The 14,855-nt window shown below is 29.3% G+C and carries 16 protein-coding genes; 11 read left to right on the top strand and 5 right to left on the bottom strand.

The window, feature by feature from the left end; genetic code table 11:
• Positions 1–9 precede the first annotated feature (9 nt).
• The 5 genes from modA to CMOL_RS00395 are packed head-to-tail and all read left to right on the top strand — an operon-like array spanning position 10 to position 5,169.
• Positions 10–747, top strand: a complete 738-nt coding sequence (modA, locus tag CMOL_RS00415; protein ID WP_239820341.1) for a molybdate ABC transporter substrate-binding protein — start codon at positions 10–12, stop codon at positions 745–747.
• Positions 744–1,139 carry a TOBE domain-containing protein gene (locus CMOL_RS00410; RefSeq protein ID WP_200281389.1) on the top strand — a complete coding sequence of 132 codons (396 nt, stop codon included), beginning with the start codon at positions 744–746 and terminating at the stop codon, positions 1,137–1,139. The genes modA and CMOL_RS00410 overlap by 4 nt, the downstream gene beginning before the upstream one ends.
• The gene (modB, locus tag CMOL_RS00405) at positions 1,132–1,803 is read left to right on the top strand and encodes a molybdate ABC transporter permease subunit (RefSeq protein ID WP_239820340.1); all 672 of its coding nucleotides are present in this window, start codon (positions 1,132–1,134) and stop codon (positions 1,801–1,803) included. Before CMOL_RS00410 ends, modB begins: the two co-directional genes overlap by 8 nt.
• A gap of 8 nt (positions 1,804–1,811) precedes the next feature.
• Positions 1,812–2,681, top strand: coding sequence for a sulfate/molybdate ABC transporter ATP-binding protein (locus CMOL_RS00400; protein ID WP_239820339.1), 870 nt, complete (start codon positions 1,812–1,814; stop codon positions 2,679–2,681).
• A gap of 52 nt (positions 2,682–2,733) precedes the next feature.
• Positions 2,734–5,169, top strand: coding sequence for a hypothetical protein (locus CMOL_RS00395; RefSeq protein ID WP_239820338.1), 2,436 nt, complete (start codon positions 2,734–2,736; stop codon positions 5,167–5,169).
• Here the strand turns inward: CMOL_RS00395 and CMOL_RS00390 are convergent, their stop codons facing one another.
• The 4 genes from CMOL_RS00390 to surE all read right to left on the bottom strand — a co-directional run bounded on the left by CMOL_RS00390 (position 5,170) and on the right by surE (position 7,750).
• Positions 5,170–5,493 carry a type II toxin-antitoxin system RelE/ParE family toxin gene (locus tag CMOL_RS00390; RefSeq protein ID WP_200281373.1) on the bottom strand — a complete coding sequence of 108 codons (324 nt, stop codon included), beginning with the start codon at positions 5,491–5,493 and terminating at the stop codon, positions 5,170–5,172.
• A 93-nt stretch (positions 5,494–5,586) separates the two neighbouring features.
• Positions 5,587–6,330 carry a class D beta-lactamase gene (blaOXA, locus tag CMOL_RS00385; RefSeq protein WP_239820337.1) on the bottom strand — a complete coding sequence of 248 codons (744 nt, stop codon included), beginning with the start codon at positions 6,328–6,330 and terminating at the stop codon, positions 5,587–5,589.
• Positions 6,327–6,980, bottom strand: coding sequence for a ThiF family adenylyltransferase (locus CMOL_RS00380; protein ID WP_239820336.1), 654 nt, complete (start codon positions 6,978–6,980; stop codon positions 6,327–6,329). The genes blaOXA and CMOL_RS00380 overlap by 4 nt, the downstream gene beginning before the upstream one ends.
• On the bottom strand, positions 6,980–7,750 hold the full coding sequence (gene surE / locus CMOL_RS00375) for a 5'/3'-nucleotidase SurE (RefSeq protein ID WP_200281367.1): 771 nt from the start codon (positions 7,748–7,750) through the stop codon (positions 6,980–6,982). Before surE ends, CMOL_RS00380 begins: the two co-directional genes overlap by 1 nt.
• 203 nt (positions 7,751–7,953) lie before the next feature.
• On the opposite strand from surE, the gene CMOL_RS00370 reads away from it, so the two are divergent.
• From CMOL_RS00370 to dcuC, 5 genes are all read left to right on the top strand, one after another.
• On the top strand, positions 7,954–8,757 hold the full coding sequence (locus CMOL_RS00370) for an RICIN domain-containing protein (protein WP_239820335.1): 804 nt from the start codon (positions 7,954–7,956) through the stop codon (positions 8,755–8,757).
• Positions 8,754–9,560, top strand: a complete 807-nt coding sequence (locus tag CMOL_RS00365; RefSeq protein ID WP_239820334.1) for a cytolethal distending toxin subunit B family protein — start codon at positions 8,754–8,756, stop codon at positions 9,558–9,560. Before CMOL_RS00370 ends, CMOL_RS00365 begins: the two co-directional genes overlap by 4 nt.
• Positions 9,561–10,133, top strand: a complete 573-nt coding sequence (locus tag CMOL_RS00360) for an RICIN domain-containing protein (protein ID WP_200281357.1) — start codon at positions 9,561–9,563, stop codon at positions 10,131–10,133.
• A 138-nt stretch (positions 10,134–10,271) separates the two neighbouring features.
• On the top strand, positions 10,272–10,976 hold the full coding sequence (gene pepE, locus CMOL_RS00355; protein WP_239820333.1) for a dipeptidase PepE: 705 nt from the start codon (positions 10,272–10,274) through the stop codon (positions 10,974–10,976).
• A gap of 11 nt (positions 10,977–10,987) precedes the next feature.
• Positions 10,988–12,286 carry a C4-dicarboxylate transporter DcuC gene (gene dcuC, locus CMOL_RS00350; RefSeq protein WP_239820332.1) on the top strand — a complete coding sequence of 433 codons (1,299 nt, stop codon included), beginning with the start codon at positions 10,988–10,990 and terminating at the stop codon, positions 12,284–12,286.
• Here the strand turns inward: dcuC and pepT are convergent.
• Positions 12,276–13,511: a peptidase T gene (pepT, locus tag CMOL_RS00345; protein ID WP_239820331.1), complete on the bottom strand. Its 1,236-nt coding sequence runs from the start codon at positions 13,509–13,511 to the stop codon at positions 12,276–12,278. The two genes, dcuC and pepT, sit on opposite strands and share 11 nt — an antisense overlap.
• Positions 13,512–13,603: 92 nt before the next feature.
• On the opposite strand from pepT, the gene CMOL_RS00340 reads away from it, so the two are divergent.
• Positions 13,604–14,356, top strand: coding sequence for an extracellular solute-binding protein (locus CMOL_RS00340; RefSeq protein ID WP_239820330.1), 753 nt, complete (start codon positions 13,604–13,606; stop codon positions 14,354–14,356).
• The last annotated feature ends 499 nt before the right edge of the window (positions 14,357–14,855 follow it).

The raw sequence follows: 14,855 nt of genomic DNA, 5'->3' as shown, positions 1-14,855 counted from the left end.
CGATTACTCATGAAAAAAATATTATTTTTTTGTATGTTTTTATTTTTATGCCTTAAAGCAGAAAATCTTAGTATTTTTGTTGCTTCTTCAGCCTCAAAGGCTATGAGTGCAATTAAAGATGAATTTTTAAAAACTCACCCAAATGATACCATAGAAATGATTTTTGGCGCTTCTGGCAAATATTACCAACTTTTAAAGCAAGGGCGAAAATTTGATTTATTTTTTTCAGCTGATGCTAAATACGCTGAGGCAATTTTTCAAGATCAAAACGCTTTAGAAAAACCAAAAATTTATGCTTTGGGTGTTTTAGCCTTATATAGCTTAGACCCAAATTTAATCCATCTTGAAAATCTTAAAAAAAATTTAACAAAAATCAATCATCTAAGCATAGCAAATCCAAAAATCGCTCCTTATGGAGTTGCTGCTAAAGAAATTTTAGAAAAACTTGATCTAGGTGAAAGTTTAAAAAATAAAATTATCCTAGGAGATAACATTGCTCAGCCAGTTTTATATGTTGATTCTAAAGCATCTGAACTTGGTATTGTAGCTTATTCTTTAGTTTCTCCTATCAACCATCCTAAAGGTAAAGCAAGTATTATCGATCCAAAATATTTCACTCCATTAAAACAAAGTTTTGTAATCACAAAATACGCCAAAAATAAAAAACTAGCCTTTGAATTTAGTGATTTTATTAGTTCAGCTAAAGCAAGGGAAATTTTTAAAAAATATGGATTTGATACTCCATGAATACCTTAAAAGGTAAGGTTTGTGATCTCATCTATCAAGATGATTTGATACTTGTAAAAATAAATTGCGAAGATGAAATTTTTCAAGTTTTAATGCTTAGCCCCTTTAAAGAACTTAAATTAGATCAAGAAATTCAGATGCTTTTTAAAGAACATGAGCTTTGCTTTGCTACCTTAAATTCTAGTTTAAGTGTAGAAAATTCTTTTAAAGCAAAAATTTCAAAAATCAAAGAAGGAAAGCTTTTGTATCATGTATTTTTCAAATTCCACGATCAAAAAATTTCTAGCTTGATCACCAAGGAAAAAGCTTTAGAATTAAAACTTTCTCTCGAACAAGAATGGCTTTGTTTTATTAAATCAAATGATATTATTTTAAGGACCAATTATGCTTGATCCTGCTTTTTTGCAAACACTTTTTTTAACTCTTAAACTAGCTTTTATTACCACTTTTATACTTTTTTTTATAGGTGTTTTTTTAGCTTATATTTTAAGCTTTACTCGCTTTCCTTTTAAAGCTTTATTGCAAACTTGTATCAATTTGCCTTTGGTTTTACCTCCTAGTGTTTTAGGTTTTTATCTTTTGATTGCTTTTTCAACCAATACTTTTTTAGGAGAATTTTTGCAAAAATATTTTCATCTTTCCTTAGTTTTTACTTTTGAAGGACTCGTTTTTGCTTCTATCATTTTTTCTCTACCCTTTATGATAAATCCTTTACAAAGTGCTTTTTCATCAATCAATCAAAATCTCTTATACGCCTCTTATACTTTAGGCAAAAGCAAAATAACTACTCTTTTTAGAGTCATTTTGCCCAATTGTAAAGCAGGTATCTTTTCAGCTTGTGCAATGAGTTTTGCTCACACTATGGGAGAATTTGGAGTTGTAATGATGATAGGTGGACACAAACAAGGAGAAACTTTAGTCGCTAGTATTGCAATTTATGATGAACTTGAAACCTTAAATTATACCCTAGCACATCAATACGCTTTTACGCTTTTCATTCTTTCTTTTGCCATACTCTTAAGTTTATATTTTGTCAATAAAAAGTTAAATTTTTAGGAATTTTAATGCTAAAGCTTGATCTAAAACATCAAATCAATTCTAAAGAATTTGAATTTAAAACCCAAATCAATCAAGGAGAAATCACAGCTATTTTTGGAGAAAGTGGAGCTGGAAAGACAACCTTGCTTAAAATCATAGCAGGACTAATCAAACCAAATTGCGGGTACTTAGAAGTAGATAATGAAATTTGGTTTGATAGTAAGAAAAATATCAATTTAAGCATACAAAAAAGAAAAATAGGCTTTATGTTTCAAGATTATGCCTTATTTCCTAATATGAATGTCAAAGAAAATTTAAGTTATGCAAACAAAAACGAAACAAAAATCAATGAATTTTTAGAACTTATGAATTTAAAAGAATTAGCCAAAGCGTATCCTAAAGAACTTTCAGGCGGACAAGCTCAAAGAGTCGCTTTAGCAAGAGCCTTAATAAGAGAACCTAAAATTTTACTTTTAGATGAACCTTTAAGCGCTTTAGATTTTAAAATGCGTATGAATTTACAAGATGAACTTGCAAAAATTTTACATCATTTTAAAATCACAACCTTACTCGTAAGCCATGATATAGCTGAAATTTACAAACTAAGCCATAAAATCATAGAAATTCAAAATGGCAAAATCATTAAAAATTTAATCAAAAATGAATTTTTTACACAAGCAAATTTAAGTGCTAAATTACGCTTAAATGCAACCTTGCTTGAAGTTAAAAAAAGCGATATTTTGATCATTTTTACCCTACTTTTAAATCAAGATATCGTTAAAATCACACTTAGCGAAGAAGAGTTTTTAAAAGATTATCAAGATGTAAAAATCGGCGATACGCTTTTACTTTCCATAAAAGCTTTTAATCCTATCATTGTAGGGAAAATTAAATAATTTTTTTAAGTATTGTTAATATAATTTCATAAATATTTTAGAGGGAAAAACAATGAATTTTATCCATTTAAGCGAAGAACCTTTAAAAAGCAAAATCAAAGATACCTATTTTACAAAATTTAGTTATTCTGGTTCCAAAATCGATTTTACCATAACTTACAAACATAAAAATTTAGGCGAGATTAATTTACTTTGGGCTGAAGCAAAAAAAGGAGAAAGCGATATAAAAAAATCCTTCATACAGCTTATACTCACCATAGGAAAATATAAATTTTACACAGAACAAACTCCAAATTTACTTTGTGCCTTTGATGGCATTAAAATGGCTTTTTTACCTTTTATAAAAATTCAAGAAGTTTTTTATCAAAATGATATAGATTTTAGCGTTACGCCAAGTAATCACAAAAGCGAACAATTTTTAAAACTTTTAAAGCAACTTAACACTATTTTAGAAGAAGCACAAATTTTTTACTATGAAAAAAATGATGAAGAATTAAAAGCCTTTATCAAAGAAAATCTCACAAGCGAAAATATAAGTAAATTTAAAATCGATAAAAACAATTTTGTAAGTATATATTATAAATGGAGCAAAAGTGTAAAAGATAGTATCAGTATAGACTGGGATTTGGCTAAAAAAAGTGGGATAATCGACGCTGATTTTTATTTGGCTGATTTATTATCAAAAGATAATGTTAGCATAGTTGAAAAGCTTTTTGCTGTTTTGAAAAAAGATTATTATGAATTTAATGAAAAAAAGACAGAATTAGGCTCTATCATCGCCGAAAAAACAGGATTTAAAGACCATCAAAAAGCCCATAAAGAATTTTGGGCTATTTATGAGCGTCCGCCAAGAGAAGAATTTTGGGATTATATTATAAAACGTAGAGATTTGCTTGTCGATCAAGATATAAGAGAGCGAAAGGGAGCGTTTTTTACTCCTAGAATTTGGGTAGATAAGGCTTGTGAATATCTATCAAAAACTTTTGGGGAAGATTATGAAGATGAGTATTATATATGGGATTTAGCTGGTGGAACTGGAAATTTACTCGCCAATTTTACAAATAAAAAAAATATTTTTTGCTCCACTCTTGATAAAGCCGATATCGATGTAATACATGAGCGTATAAAAAATGGAGCGAATTTATTTGAAAAGCAAGTTTTTCAATTTGACTTTTTAAATGATGAATTTTTTGATGAGTGCGACAATAAAGGAAATATTATCAAAAAATCAAAGTTACCTTTAAATTTGCAAGAGATTTTAAAGGATGAAAACAAGCGCAAAAAACTAATAATCTTTATCAATCCACCTTATGCAGAGGTAGGTTTATCTAGTGGTGGGATTAATAAAACAGGCGTGCAATATTCTAGTATATATGATAAATATAAAGATATATTAGGAAAATCTAGTAGAGAGTTATTTGCACAATTTTTTATAAGAATTTATTGTGAGATCGAAGGTGCCATACTGGCTAGTTTTTCTAAATTAAAATATGTCAATTCTACCAATTTTATAAAATTTAGAGAGAGTTTTAAGGCTAAGTTTTTAAAAGGTTTTATAACACCTGCTTATACTTTTGATAATGTAAAAGGAAATTTTCCCATAGGATTTTTGATATGGGATACAAGCAAAAAAGAAGAAATTAAAAAAATAAAACTTGATGTATTTAATGAAAATGGAAATTTTTTAGGTAAGAAAAATTTTTTCTCTTATAAGAATAGTTTATTTATAAATCAATGGTTGGATAGTTTTTGTAAAAATATAAATTCTAAAAAAGTTATTATTTTTTTTAATGCTAAAGCTAATGATTTTCAGCACAATAATAGAATATGTTTTGGTTCTAGTAAAAAATCATTTGGAAATGGAGATATAAATTTAAAAATATATATTTCTAATTTAATTAATATAGCTATATATTTTTCAGTGCGTCACGCTATAGCAGCTACTTGGATAAACGATAGAGATCAGTTTTTGTATCCAAATAAACTATACGATAAAGATGATGAATTTAAAAGTGATTGTCTAGCTTTTATGCTTTTTCATGGGCAAAATCGCATAAGCTCAAAAGAAGGGATAAATCACTTCATCCCTTTTAGCGAAAAAGAATTAAACATCACAAAAGAAGCTTTCGAAAGTGATTTTATGTATAAATTTATAAATGGCAAAATCAAAGATGAGAATTCTTTATTTGGTGATGAGTTAGCAAAGATAGAATTTAGCCCCCAAGCCAAAGAACTTTTAAAAGCGGGAAAAGAACTTTTTAAATACTATCACACGCACAGCGAAGATAAAAACTATCTAGTCAATGCTTCTTTTTATGATATCAAAGAATTCTTTCAAGGTAGGGATGAAAAAGGCAAGATGAATACTCCTGCTAAAGCAAAAGATGAACACTATAAATTTTTACTTAGCCAACTCAACGAATCTTTAAACACCCTAGCTAAAAAAATAGAGCCAAAAATTTATGAGTATGGATTTTTAAAAGAATAGCTAAGCAAGCATTCTTTTAATATCTTTTAATCTCTTAACACAAATTTCAAGATCTTTATTTTTAGTCGCATTGTCTTTTTTAGCATAAGCATGTAAAATAAATAATTTCGTTTCAAAAGCATAAAAAATTCTGATCGAATGCCTTGGAGTTTTTAACCTGATCTTAAAAATATCATCACATCTTGTTTTGCTGTGTTGTTCATCGAGCTTGTTGCCGTTTATGGCTAATTCTTGTATCATTTTATAAGCTTTTTCTTTATAATTTGGCTCAAGATTGTTTATAAATTTAATAATTTTATTATTATAATAAATAATTTCATACATAACAAACCTTTTTAATTGGTTTATTTTATCCAAATAATTTTGTATTTTCAAAAATAAATATTATCCTATGCCTTATTTAAGGTATAGATTAGCTTAAAAAATTTTATTTAAATATTGGTTTAAAATTTCTTCTCTTTTATACAAATCTTTAAAATTTGAAATTTTTACATTAAGAGCAAAAGAACGATAAGAATGAACTTTTTTTAAATAAACAAATCCCACAACCCAAGCGATATTATCATTAAACCCTGTTTTACCATAGAGAATAAAATCATCATTTTGTTTTAATTCAATCATTTTAATAACTTCTTCTTGAATTTTTTTAGAATAAGGAAGTTTTAAATTAGCAAGTTTAAAAAGTAAAACCGCTTGTTCTTTGGCTGAAATTTGTAAAGCATTATCAAGCCAAAAGGTATCTATTTTAGAAATTTTTTTATTACCATAATTAAGCTTGTTTAAATTTTCTTGCATTTTTACCTTGCCTATTTTTCTTGCAAGTTCTTTAAAGGCAGGAACCTGAGATCTTTTTATGGCTGAAGTTAAATTCGCATCTTGTGCCCACGAGGGCAAAAAAACTTTTTTACCCTCATAATGATAAAATACTTCGCTTGTATCTTTAACTACATGGGAATTTAAAGCGATTAAAGCATTAAAAATTTTAAAAGTTGAAGCTGGAGAAAAACGTTCTTTGGCTTTTAAAAAATCATTGCTATAAAAATTTTTACCATCATAAAAAATCATCACTCCGCTAAGATTTTGTTCTTTAAAAAAATCTGGCAAATTCTTAGCAAAAATAAAATTTTGAAAAAGTAAGAATAAAATAAATATTCTTATCATTTTTTATCTATAACTTTTTTAAGCGCTAAAGAAGCTAAAGCCAAACCAAAAGAAGCTGTAACTCCCATAAAAGAACCAAGATCTTTACAACAAGGCACCTCATCTGAAAAAACTACATCAAAATCTTTATTAAAACCTGATTTTCTAAGTTCATAACGAAATTTTTTTGCTAAAGCATCACCATAAGTTTTAAAAATACTTGTCGTTTTAATACGAGTAGGATCAAGCTTTCTTGCTCCACCTGTAGAAGAAATAAAAATTTGTTTTTCAAAATCAATCGAATTTGCTAAAGCTACTTTAGCCGGAATATCATCAATTGCATCAATGATAAGATCAAAAGAACTTAAATCAAATTGATCAAGAAATTCTTGATCAATTCTTGCTACAATACCCCGTGCTTTATAAATTTTTTCAAAAACTTTTGCTTTTTCCTCGCCTATATGTTCGCTATGAATTTGACGGTTTTGATTTGTAACCTCAAAATAATCTCCATCGATTAAAGTAAGATTTGTAAAACCACTTCTAAATAACGCATCAACACAAATTCCGCCAACTCCTCCAAGACCACAAACCAAAACTTTGGTTTTTAAAATTTTGTCTAAATTTTCTTCTGTAATTAACCATTTAATACGTGTAAATCTATCATACATTACTTTTCCTTAAGCCATTTTTTTGTTTGTTTTAATTTTTTATAAGCTGTTAAATCAAGCATTATTGGTGTAATAGTTGCATAGCCCTTTTTTAAAAGAGCAATATCAGATTTTTTTTCTTCCTCAAAATCCAAATTAGCACTTGCAAGCCAAAAATATTTTTTTCCTCTTGGATTGGTATTGCAATGGGCTTTATAATTATAAATTCTTTTTCCCACTTTAGCGATTTTAATTCCTTTAAATTTAATTTTTGAAGAAGGAAAATTCACATTAAGAAATTCTTTTTTATCCAAAGGGAACCCTTGATTAAAAATTTTTTTTACAAGTTTTTTAATTATTTTTAATGCATTTTCATAATCTATCTTTTCATGATTTTTATAAAATTGCGAAAAAGCAATAGCAGGAACTCCTTGCAAAACAGCCTCCATAGCACCCGCACAAGTCCCAGAATATGTAATATCCTCTCCTACATTTGCTCCTTTATTGATACCACTAATGACAAGATCAGGCAATTTCTTTTTATAAAAAGCATGTAAAGCCAAATAAATACAATCAGCTGGAGTTCCATCATCAAGTTTATAAAATCTTTTTTTTACCTTTACAAATTGAAGAGGTCTTACCAAAGTAATGGAGTGAGAACAGGCTGATTTTTCGCTTGATGGTGCTACTACAGTTATTTTTGCTTTAAATTCCTTTTTTAGCATTGCAACAAGTTTTTTTAAACCCTTACTTTCATATCCATCATCATTAGTAATAAGAATTTCTTTCATAGTTAAACCCTTTAGAATTTAGACTGAAGAATCTAAAAATTTTAAATATAGCATTTATTTTTAAAATTAAGATGAAATTATATTCAAAAAATAATAATTTTTATTACTTTAATTAATATTTACTTAAATTTTCAATTAAATTATTTGTAAATATTTGTAAATATATGTTATGATATTAAATATCAAAATTAAGGATATTGCCTATGAAAAAAATTAAATATAGTTTATTTTTTCTAGTTTTTGCTGTAATATTTTCGGCTTGTTCGACTAAAGAACTCAATCCTCTAGGACGCTCTTATGGAGATATGTATGATAATGATCCTTTAAAAATAGGTAAAGAGCCAACTAAACCAGCCAAGCAAGATACTCCTAGTTTAGTTGAAGGAGAAAAATTTCCAGATATACCTTTAGTGCCACCTGTCATTCGTTTTGATTCTGCTGATGCAAATTCAACTCAAACTCCAAGACCAAGATTAAAATCAAATGGAGATTTTAACGATGTTTCAGCTGTAGGAGGTATTAGCTATACGAGTGATTTTGTAACCATTATGAATCCTAATGGAGCAGCGCTTACTGTATGGGGAATTAATCCAGGAAATTGGATATGGGGCTATAGTCTATATAATAGTAGAAAATTAGAAGATGCTAGAGTATGGCAATTGATTGAATTTACTAGTGATATTGTTATGATTAAAAACGCCAAAACAAATACTTGTTTAAATGCTTATGGTAATGGTATAGTTCATTATCCTTGCGACCAAAGCAATCAAGCACAATTTTGGAAACTCATTCCTATGAGCAATGGAGCTTATCAGATTAAAAATCTTGGCACAGAACAATGCATACAAACCCCTGTAAAAGATGTTATGCATGAATTTAATCTTGATTCTTATCAAATCTTTTTGCAAAATTGTGCTAAGGCTGGTGAAACAACTTTAGATAAACAATGGTATATTACAACTCCTGCTTATGGAACAAATTCGCCTTATCTTAAGGAGCAATTATGAAAAAAATTATCTTATTCTTGGCTATTAATATTAGTTTTGTTTTTGCAGCTTTAGAGAATTACTCTACAGGAACATGGAATATGCAAGGTTCTTCAGCCTCAACTGAAAGCAAATGGAATATCAGTGTAAGACAGCTTGTTACTGGAGATAATCCTTTAGATATAGTTGCCATACAAGAAGCTGGTGTTTTGCCAGCAACAGCTATTATGACTACAAGACAAGTCCAACCCGTAGGCGTTGGAATTCCTATACATGAATATGAGTGGAATTTAGGTTCTTTATCACGTCCAAATATTGCTTATATTTACTATTCAAGAGTAGATGTTGGCGCCAATCGAGTAAATATGGCCATAGTTAGTAGAATAAGAGCTGATGAAGTCATCGTTTTGCCTCCACCAACAGTAGCCTCACGACCTATTATAGGAATTAGAATAGGTAATGATGCTTTTTTTAGTATCCATGCTTTAGCTAGGGGTGGGAATGACGCTGGTGCTATAGTAACAGCTGTAGATATGCATTTTAGAAATATGCCTGATATTAATTGGATGATTATGGGAGATTTTAATCGCAATCCTGATCAACTAACCCCTTTATTAGATCCTGATTTAAGAAGACGTATCAATGTAGTATATCCACCTTCTTTTACTCAAACTTCGGGCAATACAATTGATTATGCTGTAACAGGAAACTCTAACCAAGCTGCTGCTTATAGACCTCCTTTAATTACAGCTGTTTTAGCTTTAGCAGGTATTAGAAGTTTTTTAGCTTCTGATCATTTTCCGGTAAATTTTAGGAGGTTTTAAATGAAAAAAATTTTAATTTTATGTGCCGCATTAATGAGCTTAGCTTTTGGTATTGAACCCAAAGGAGACTTACCTGATTACACACCTATGTTTGCAATAAGGTCACTAGATACAGGTATTTCAGTCAGTGTTTTTAGAGAAAGTTCACAAGATTTAACTGATCAAAATTGGGTTTTAAGAGAGATTATCTTAAGCGATAAATTAAAAGCAAAAGACACTTTAGCCGATAAACTTCCTTTTGGATATGTACAATTTGTTAATCCAAATGATGATGATATTTGCTTAGCCATCTTAGAAAGTGGCTTTTTTGATGCTAAATCTTGTAAAAAAGATTTAGAAGATGAAAAATTAGAAACTGTTTTTTCTATCATGCCTACAACAAGTTCAGCTTTGCAAATTCGTTCTTTAGTTTTAGGCGGGGTTGAATGTATGTCAACTTTTTATAATCCTCAAGTTGCTTTAGAAAAACGCATAGGAATTAAAAAATGTATCATTGGTCCTGGATTTTTTATCGATCCATCTCAATTAATGTTCTTTACCCCTGCTATAGTAGAAGCTACTCCTCTTAATTAATTTACCTTTTTAGGTAAATTAAGAATTAATTTTTTATTTAAATTATAAATAAAGTAAAAATTTTAAAACAATATATTTTTTTAAAAACAATGATTTTTGATATAATTGCCAAAAAATTATCTTAAAAAGGAAATTCTTATGTTAAATATTTTACTTTTAAGCAGTTCAAGCTACAAAGAAACGGGTTATTTAACTCATGCTAAAAATCTTATAGAAAATTTTTTAGAAGAATGCGATGTTAAACAAGATCCAATCTTATTTATCCCTTATGCTGGAGTAAGAAGAACTAACGAAGAATATGAAAAAAAAGTAAAAGAAAGTTTAAATAAAGAAAATATTATCTCAATTCATCATTCTAATAATCCCCAAGAAGCTATTTCAAAAGCCAAAGTTATCTTAGTAGGTGGCGGAAATACTTTTATGCTTTTATATAAACTTTACAAATATGATCTTCTAAATTGTTTAACTCAACGTATCAAAGAAGGAGCGTGCTATATAGGTTGGAGTGCAGGTTCTAATATAGCAGGAAAAAGCATAAAAACAACCAATGATATGCCTATTATTATGCCTAAAAGCTTTGATGCGCTCAATCTCTTTCCTCATCAAATCAATCCTCATTTTATCAGTGGAAAAATTCAAGGACATAATGGAGAAAGCCGCGAAGAACGCTTGGAAGAATTTCTTATTGCCAATCCTAAAGAAACAATTTACGCTATACCAGAAGGATCAGCCCTTAGAATAAAAGATGATAAAATCAAAATTCTAGGACATAATTCAGTACTTAAATTTGAATATCCTATGAAAAGCACAACTTTAAATCTTGATCAAGAGTATCTTTATTAAAGGAAAATAAAATGCATGATTTTTATCTGATATTAGCAGCTATAGGAACTTTAGTTACTATTATTTTACTTATTAAAAAAGCTGAAACAAAAACTACTTTATTTGGTGTTGGTTTTATTCTTTGCTTAGTTTCTTTAAAACCAATTGATGCTTTAAATGCTTTTACTTTTTCAATGACTCAAGCTTCTTTACTTAAAGCTATTTGTGCTAGTATGGGCTTTGCTTTTGTAATGAAATTTACCCAATGTGATGCTCATTTAGTCCGATTACTCACTGCTCCTTTAAAGAATTTAGGTTTTTTCTTAATTCCTATTGCTTTTATAATAACTTTTTTTATTTCTATAGCTATTCCTTCTGCAGCAGGTTGTTCTGCGGCTGTTGGGGCAACCTTGATCCCTTTATTGATGGCTTCTGGGATAAAACCTGCTATGGCGGCAACTGCTGTAGTAAGTGGAACCTTAGGAAGTGCTTTAAGCCCTGGAACTTCTCATAATGGCATCATTGCTGATATGAGTGGTTTAAGTATTCCTCAGGTTTTAAGCGTCCAGTTTAATTATACTTTAGTTTCTGCAATCATCACTTGTATTTCTTTAATCATTATGGCTCTTATTTTTAAAGACTATACAAAAGGAATTGTTTATGAGAGTAAGACACAAACAAAAGAAGGAATTCAAAAAGCAAATTTTTTATATGCTTTAATGCCTTTAGTTCCTATTATCATTTTAATCATTGGTGCTAGTGATTTACCAAAAATTGAATTTTTAAATCCTATTTTAGACTGGACAACAAAAATTCAAGTCGCAGAAGCAATGCTTTTAGGTGCTATCTTAGCTATGGTAATAACCATGAGTAGTCCGAGTAAAATTTGTCAAGAATTTTTCAATGGTATGGGAAGCTCTTATGCTAATGTTGTAGGTATTATTGTAGCTGCAAGTGTTTTTGCTGCTGGATTAAAAGCCTGTGGAGCCATCGATGCTGTGATTGAAATTTTAAAAAATGAACAACATTACGTCCGATTTGGAGGGACTTTTATACCTTTTTTAATGGCTATGGTAACAGGCTCAGGCGATGCTCCAACTATGGCCTTTAATCAATCAATCACCATACACGCACAAGCTCTAGGATTTGATCAGGTCGCATTGGGAATGGTAGCTACAGTTGCTGGAGTGCTTGGAAGGGTTGTTTCACCTATCATGGCAGCAAGCATTATTGTAGCAGGTATCGCTGGAGTTAATACAATAGAAATTGTAAAAAGAACTGCATTAGGTTCAATTATCTCTCTTATAGTAATTGCTTTTATTATGCTTTAGTTTCACTTGCTAAAAGAATTATTTCTTGCAAAACTTTACTTGCTGCTTTTAAGGATTTAAGTGGCAAGTATTCATAAATAGAATGAAAATTATGTGCTCCAGTAAAAATATTTGGACACATAAGCCCTTTTTCAGATAACACAGCCCCATCATAACCGCCACGCATTGGAATAATCTTTGCTTTTATATCTAAATTTTCATAGGCTTTTAAGGCCAATTTTACAGGAAGACAATCCTTAGTTTTTAAGGCATTAAAAACATTTTTGTAACGATGAGACAGATGAATTTGTATGCTTTGTTTGCCCCATAATTTCTCACAAGAATTGCACAAATCTTTTAAAAATTGTATTCTTTGATTATATTTTTCTTCATCAAATTCTCTAATATCTATTTTTAAAATCGTTTTTGCACTATTTCCATTTAATTCTTTTACCCAAAAATACCCTTCCTTACCTTCTGTGTATTCAGGCGCCTCACCCCTTGGAAGCATAGAAATAAATTGATGGGCTAAAATAAGTGAATTTACGAGCTTACCTTTTGCACTCATAGGATGTGCTGAAACTCCTTGAAAAGTTACTATAGCATCTGCAGCATTCCAATTTTCATAGATAAATTCTCCTATGCCACAACAATCTAAACAATACCCAAAATCAGCATTAACTTCTTTCACATCAAAAGCTTTAGCCCCTCTTAATCCCTGCTCTTCATCAGGTAAAAAACCCACAATAATATCTCCATGCTTTAAAGAAGGATTTTTAACAAAAAATTCAAGCATATCCATAATTGCAGCAATACCAGCTTTATCATCCGCTCCAAGCAAACTCGTCCCATCAGTATGGATAATATCATCTCCTTTGTAATTTTTAAGCTCTTTAAATTCGCTTTCCCTTAGATAAAGATCTAATTCTTTATTTAGACAAATATCTCCACCTTCATAATGCGTAATTTGTGCCTTAGTATCATTTTTTTGCTCACTGCTAGTATCTAAATGTGCAAAAAAAGCTATACGAGGTGCATTGGAAACATTAGCAGGTAAAAGTGCTGTTGTGATAGAATTTGATCTTTTAATAATCTGACTCAATCCAAGCTCTTTAAGTTCCTTTTCTAGCAAACTAGCCAGTTGCATTTCATTAGGATTTGAAGGCATAATACCCGCTAAACCATTTTCTTTATGAGTTGTAGTATTGATCTTAGTATAATTAATAAATCTTTGAACAATATCCATAAAAACTCCTTAAAAATTTTTATATTTAGGAAAAAGAATTAATTATCTTGTATTATAATCACATTTCATTAAAAATTTTAATAGGATGAAAAATGAAAAAAATACTAAATTTATTTGGTGCTTGTGCAGTTTTTGCAAGCTTAGCTTTTGCAGATATTAATATGTATGGTCCAGGTGGTCCTCACTTTGCCCTACAAGAAATAGCAAAAAAATATGAGAAAAAAACTGGCACAAAAGTTAATCTTACCTTTGGTCCTCAAGCCACTTGGGTAGAAAAAGCAAAAAAAGATGCAGATATTTTATTTGGCGCTTCAGATCAATCAGCTTTAGCTATTACAACAGATTTTGATAAAAAATTTGATGTTAAAAAAATCGAACCATTGTATTTTAGAAAAGCCATCATTCTTACTCAAAAAGGCAATCCTTTAAAAATCAAAGGCTTAGAAGATCTTGCCAAAAAAGGAGTGAAAATCGTTGTCCCAGAAGGTGCAGGAAAAAGCAATACTTCAGGAACTGGCGTTTGGGAAGATATGATAGGAAGAACTCAAAATATAAAAATGATTCAAGATTTTAGAAACAATATCGTTGCTTTCACTCCTAATAGTGGTGCTGCCAAAAAATTATTTTTAGAAAAAAAAGCAGATGCGTGGATCACTTGGATTGATTGGGCTAAAGCAAATCCAGATTATGGCGACGTTGTCAATATCGAAAAAAAATTAGTCGTATATAGAACTTTTAATGTAGTCGCAAAAAATGATGCGGATAAACAAATTCAAGATTTTATCACTTATCTTAAAAGTGATGATGCTTATAAAGTATTTAAAAAATACGGATATAGAAAATAATTTACGCAGAGATTTTCTCTGCATTTTAAGTCAAATTTCGCTACTATCTGCAAGAAATTAAATAATTTTTTTAAAAATAAGAATACCAAGAAAAATGCATCAATAACATACTAAGATAAAATTTTATATAAGTTAAATCATAAAAATATTGTTAGAATTTTTAATTATTATCTTTATGAAAATATTTATACAGCTTATATTATCATGGAATATACAGGAAAAATATTAAAAAGTGTTTTAAATGATGAGAACAACTTAGAAAATTTATTCTATTTTTACACAGCTAATTGAAGCCTTTAATTACATAGAAGATATAAGAGAAAAAATATTCTCATAGATGTTGTTGAGTAGTTAAAAATTGTTTTAATTTGGGAAAGATTTTTGATATAAGTAAAAGCGAAGATACTCTAAATTCAATTATAATATAGAAGTGATGCAAAAGAGTATTTTAAAAAAGAGAATTAAATAAAGAAAATTTTTGCAAATTTAAAAATTCGCC

It is taken from the genome of Campylobacter sp. RM10537, assembly GCF_022369435.1.
In the GTDB taxonomy this organism is placed as follows: Bacteria; Campylobacterota; Campylobacteria; order Campylobacterales; family Campylobacteraceae; genus Campylobacter_D; species Campylobacter_D molothri.
This window is presented reverse-complemented; position numbering and strand designations above follow the sequence as displayed.

Bases quoted from the DNA above. Each gene is read 5' to 3' on its own strand.
- modA (WP_239820341.1), top strand. From the start codon at position 10: ATGAAAAAAATATTATTTTTTTGTATGTTTTTATTTTTATGCCTTAAA.
- CMOL_RS00410 (WP_200281389.1), top strand. From the start codon at position 744: ATGAATACCTTAAAAGGTAAGGTTTGTGATCTCATCTATCAAGATGAT.
- modB (WP_239820340.1), top strand. From the start codon at position 1,132: ATGCTTGATCCTGCTTTTTTGCAAACACTTTTTTTAACTCTTAAACTA.
- CMOL_RS00400 (WP_239820339.1), top strand. From the start codon at position 1,812: ATGCTAAAGCTTGATCTAAAACATCAAATCAATTCTAAAGAATTTGAA.
- CMOL_RS00395 (WP_239820338.1), top strand. From the start codon at position 2,734: ATGAATTTTATCCATTTAAGCGAAGAACCTTTAAAAAGCAAAATCAAA.
- CMOL_RS00390 (WP_200281373.1), bottom strand. From the start codon at position 5,493: ATGTATGAAATTATTTATTATAATAATAAAATTATTAAATTTATAAAC.
- blaOXA (WP_239820337.1), bottom strand. From the start codon at position 6,330: ATGATAAGAATATTTATTTTATTCTTACTTTTTCAAAATTTTATTTTT.
- CMOL_RS00380 (WP_239820336.1), bottom strand. From the start codon at position 6,980: ATGTATGATAGATTTACACGTATTAAATGGTTAATTACAGAAGAAAAT.
- surE (WP_200281367.1), bottom strand. From the start codon at position 7,750: ATGAAAGAAATTCTTATTACTAATGATGATGGATATGAAAGTAAGGGT.
- CMOL_RS00370 (WP_239820335.1), top strand. From the start codon at position 7,954: ATGAAAAAAATTAAATATAGTTTATTTTTTCTAGTTTTTGCTGTAATA.
- CMOL_RS00365 (WP_239820334.1), top strand. From the start codon at position 8,754: ATGAAAAAAATTATCTTATTCTTGGCTATTAATATTAGTTTTGTTTTT.
- CMOL_RS00360 (WP_200281357.1), top strand. From the start codon at position 9,561: ATGAAAAAAATTTTAATTTTATGTGCCGCATTAATGAGCTTAGCTTTT.
- pepE (WP_239820333.1), top strand. From the start codon at position 10,272: ATGTTAAATATTTTACTTTTAAGCAGTTCAAGCTACAAAGAAACGGGT.
- dcuC (WP_239820332.1), top strand. From the start codon at position 10,988: ATGCATGATTTTTATCTGATATTAGCAGCTATAGGAACTTTAGTTACT.
- pepT (WP_239820331.1), bottom strand. From the start codon at position 13,511: ATGGATATTGTTCAAAGATTTATTAATTATACTAAGATCAATACTACA.
- CMOL_RS00340 (WP_239820330.1), top strand. From the start codon at position 13,604: ATGAAAAAAATACTAAATTTATTTGGTGCTTGTGCAGTTTTTGCAAGC.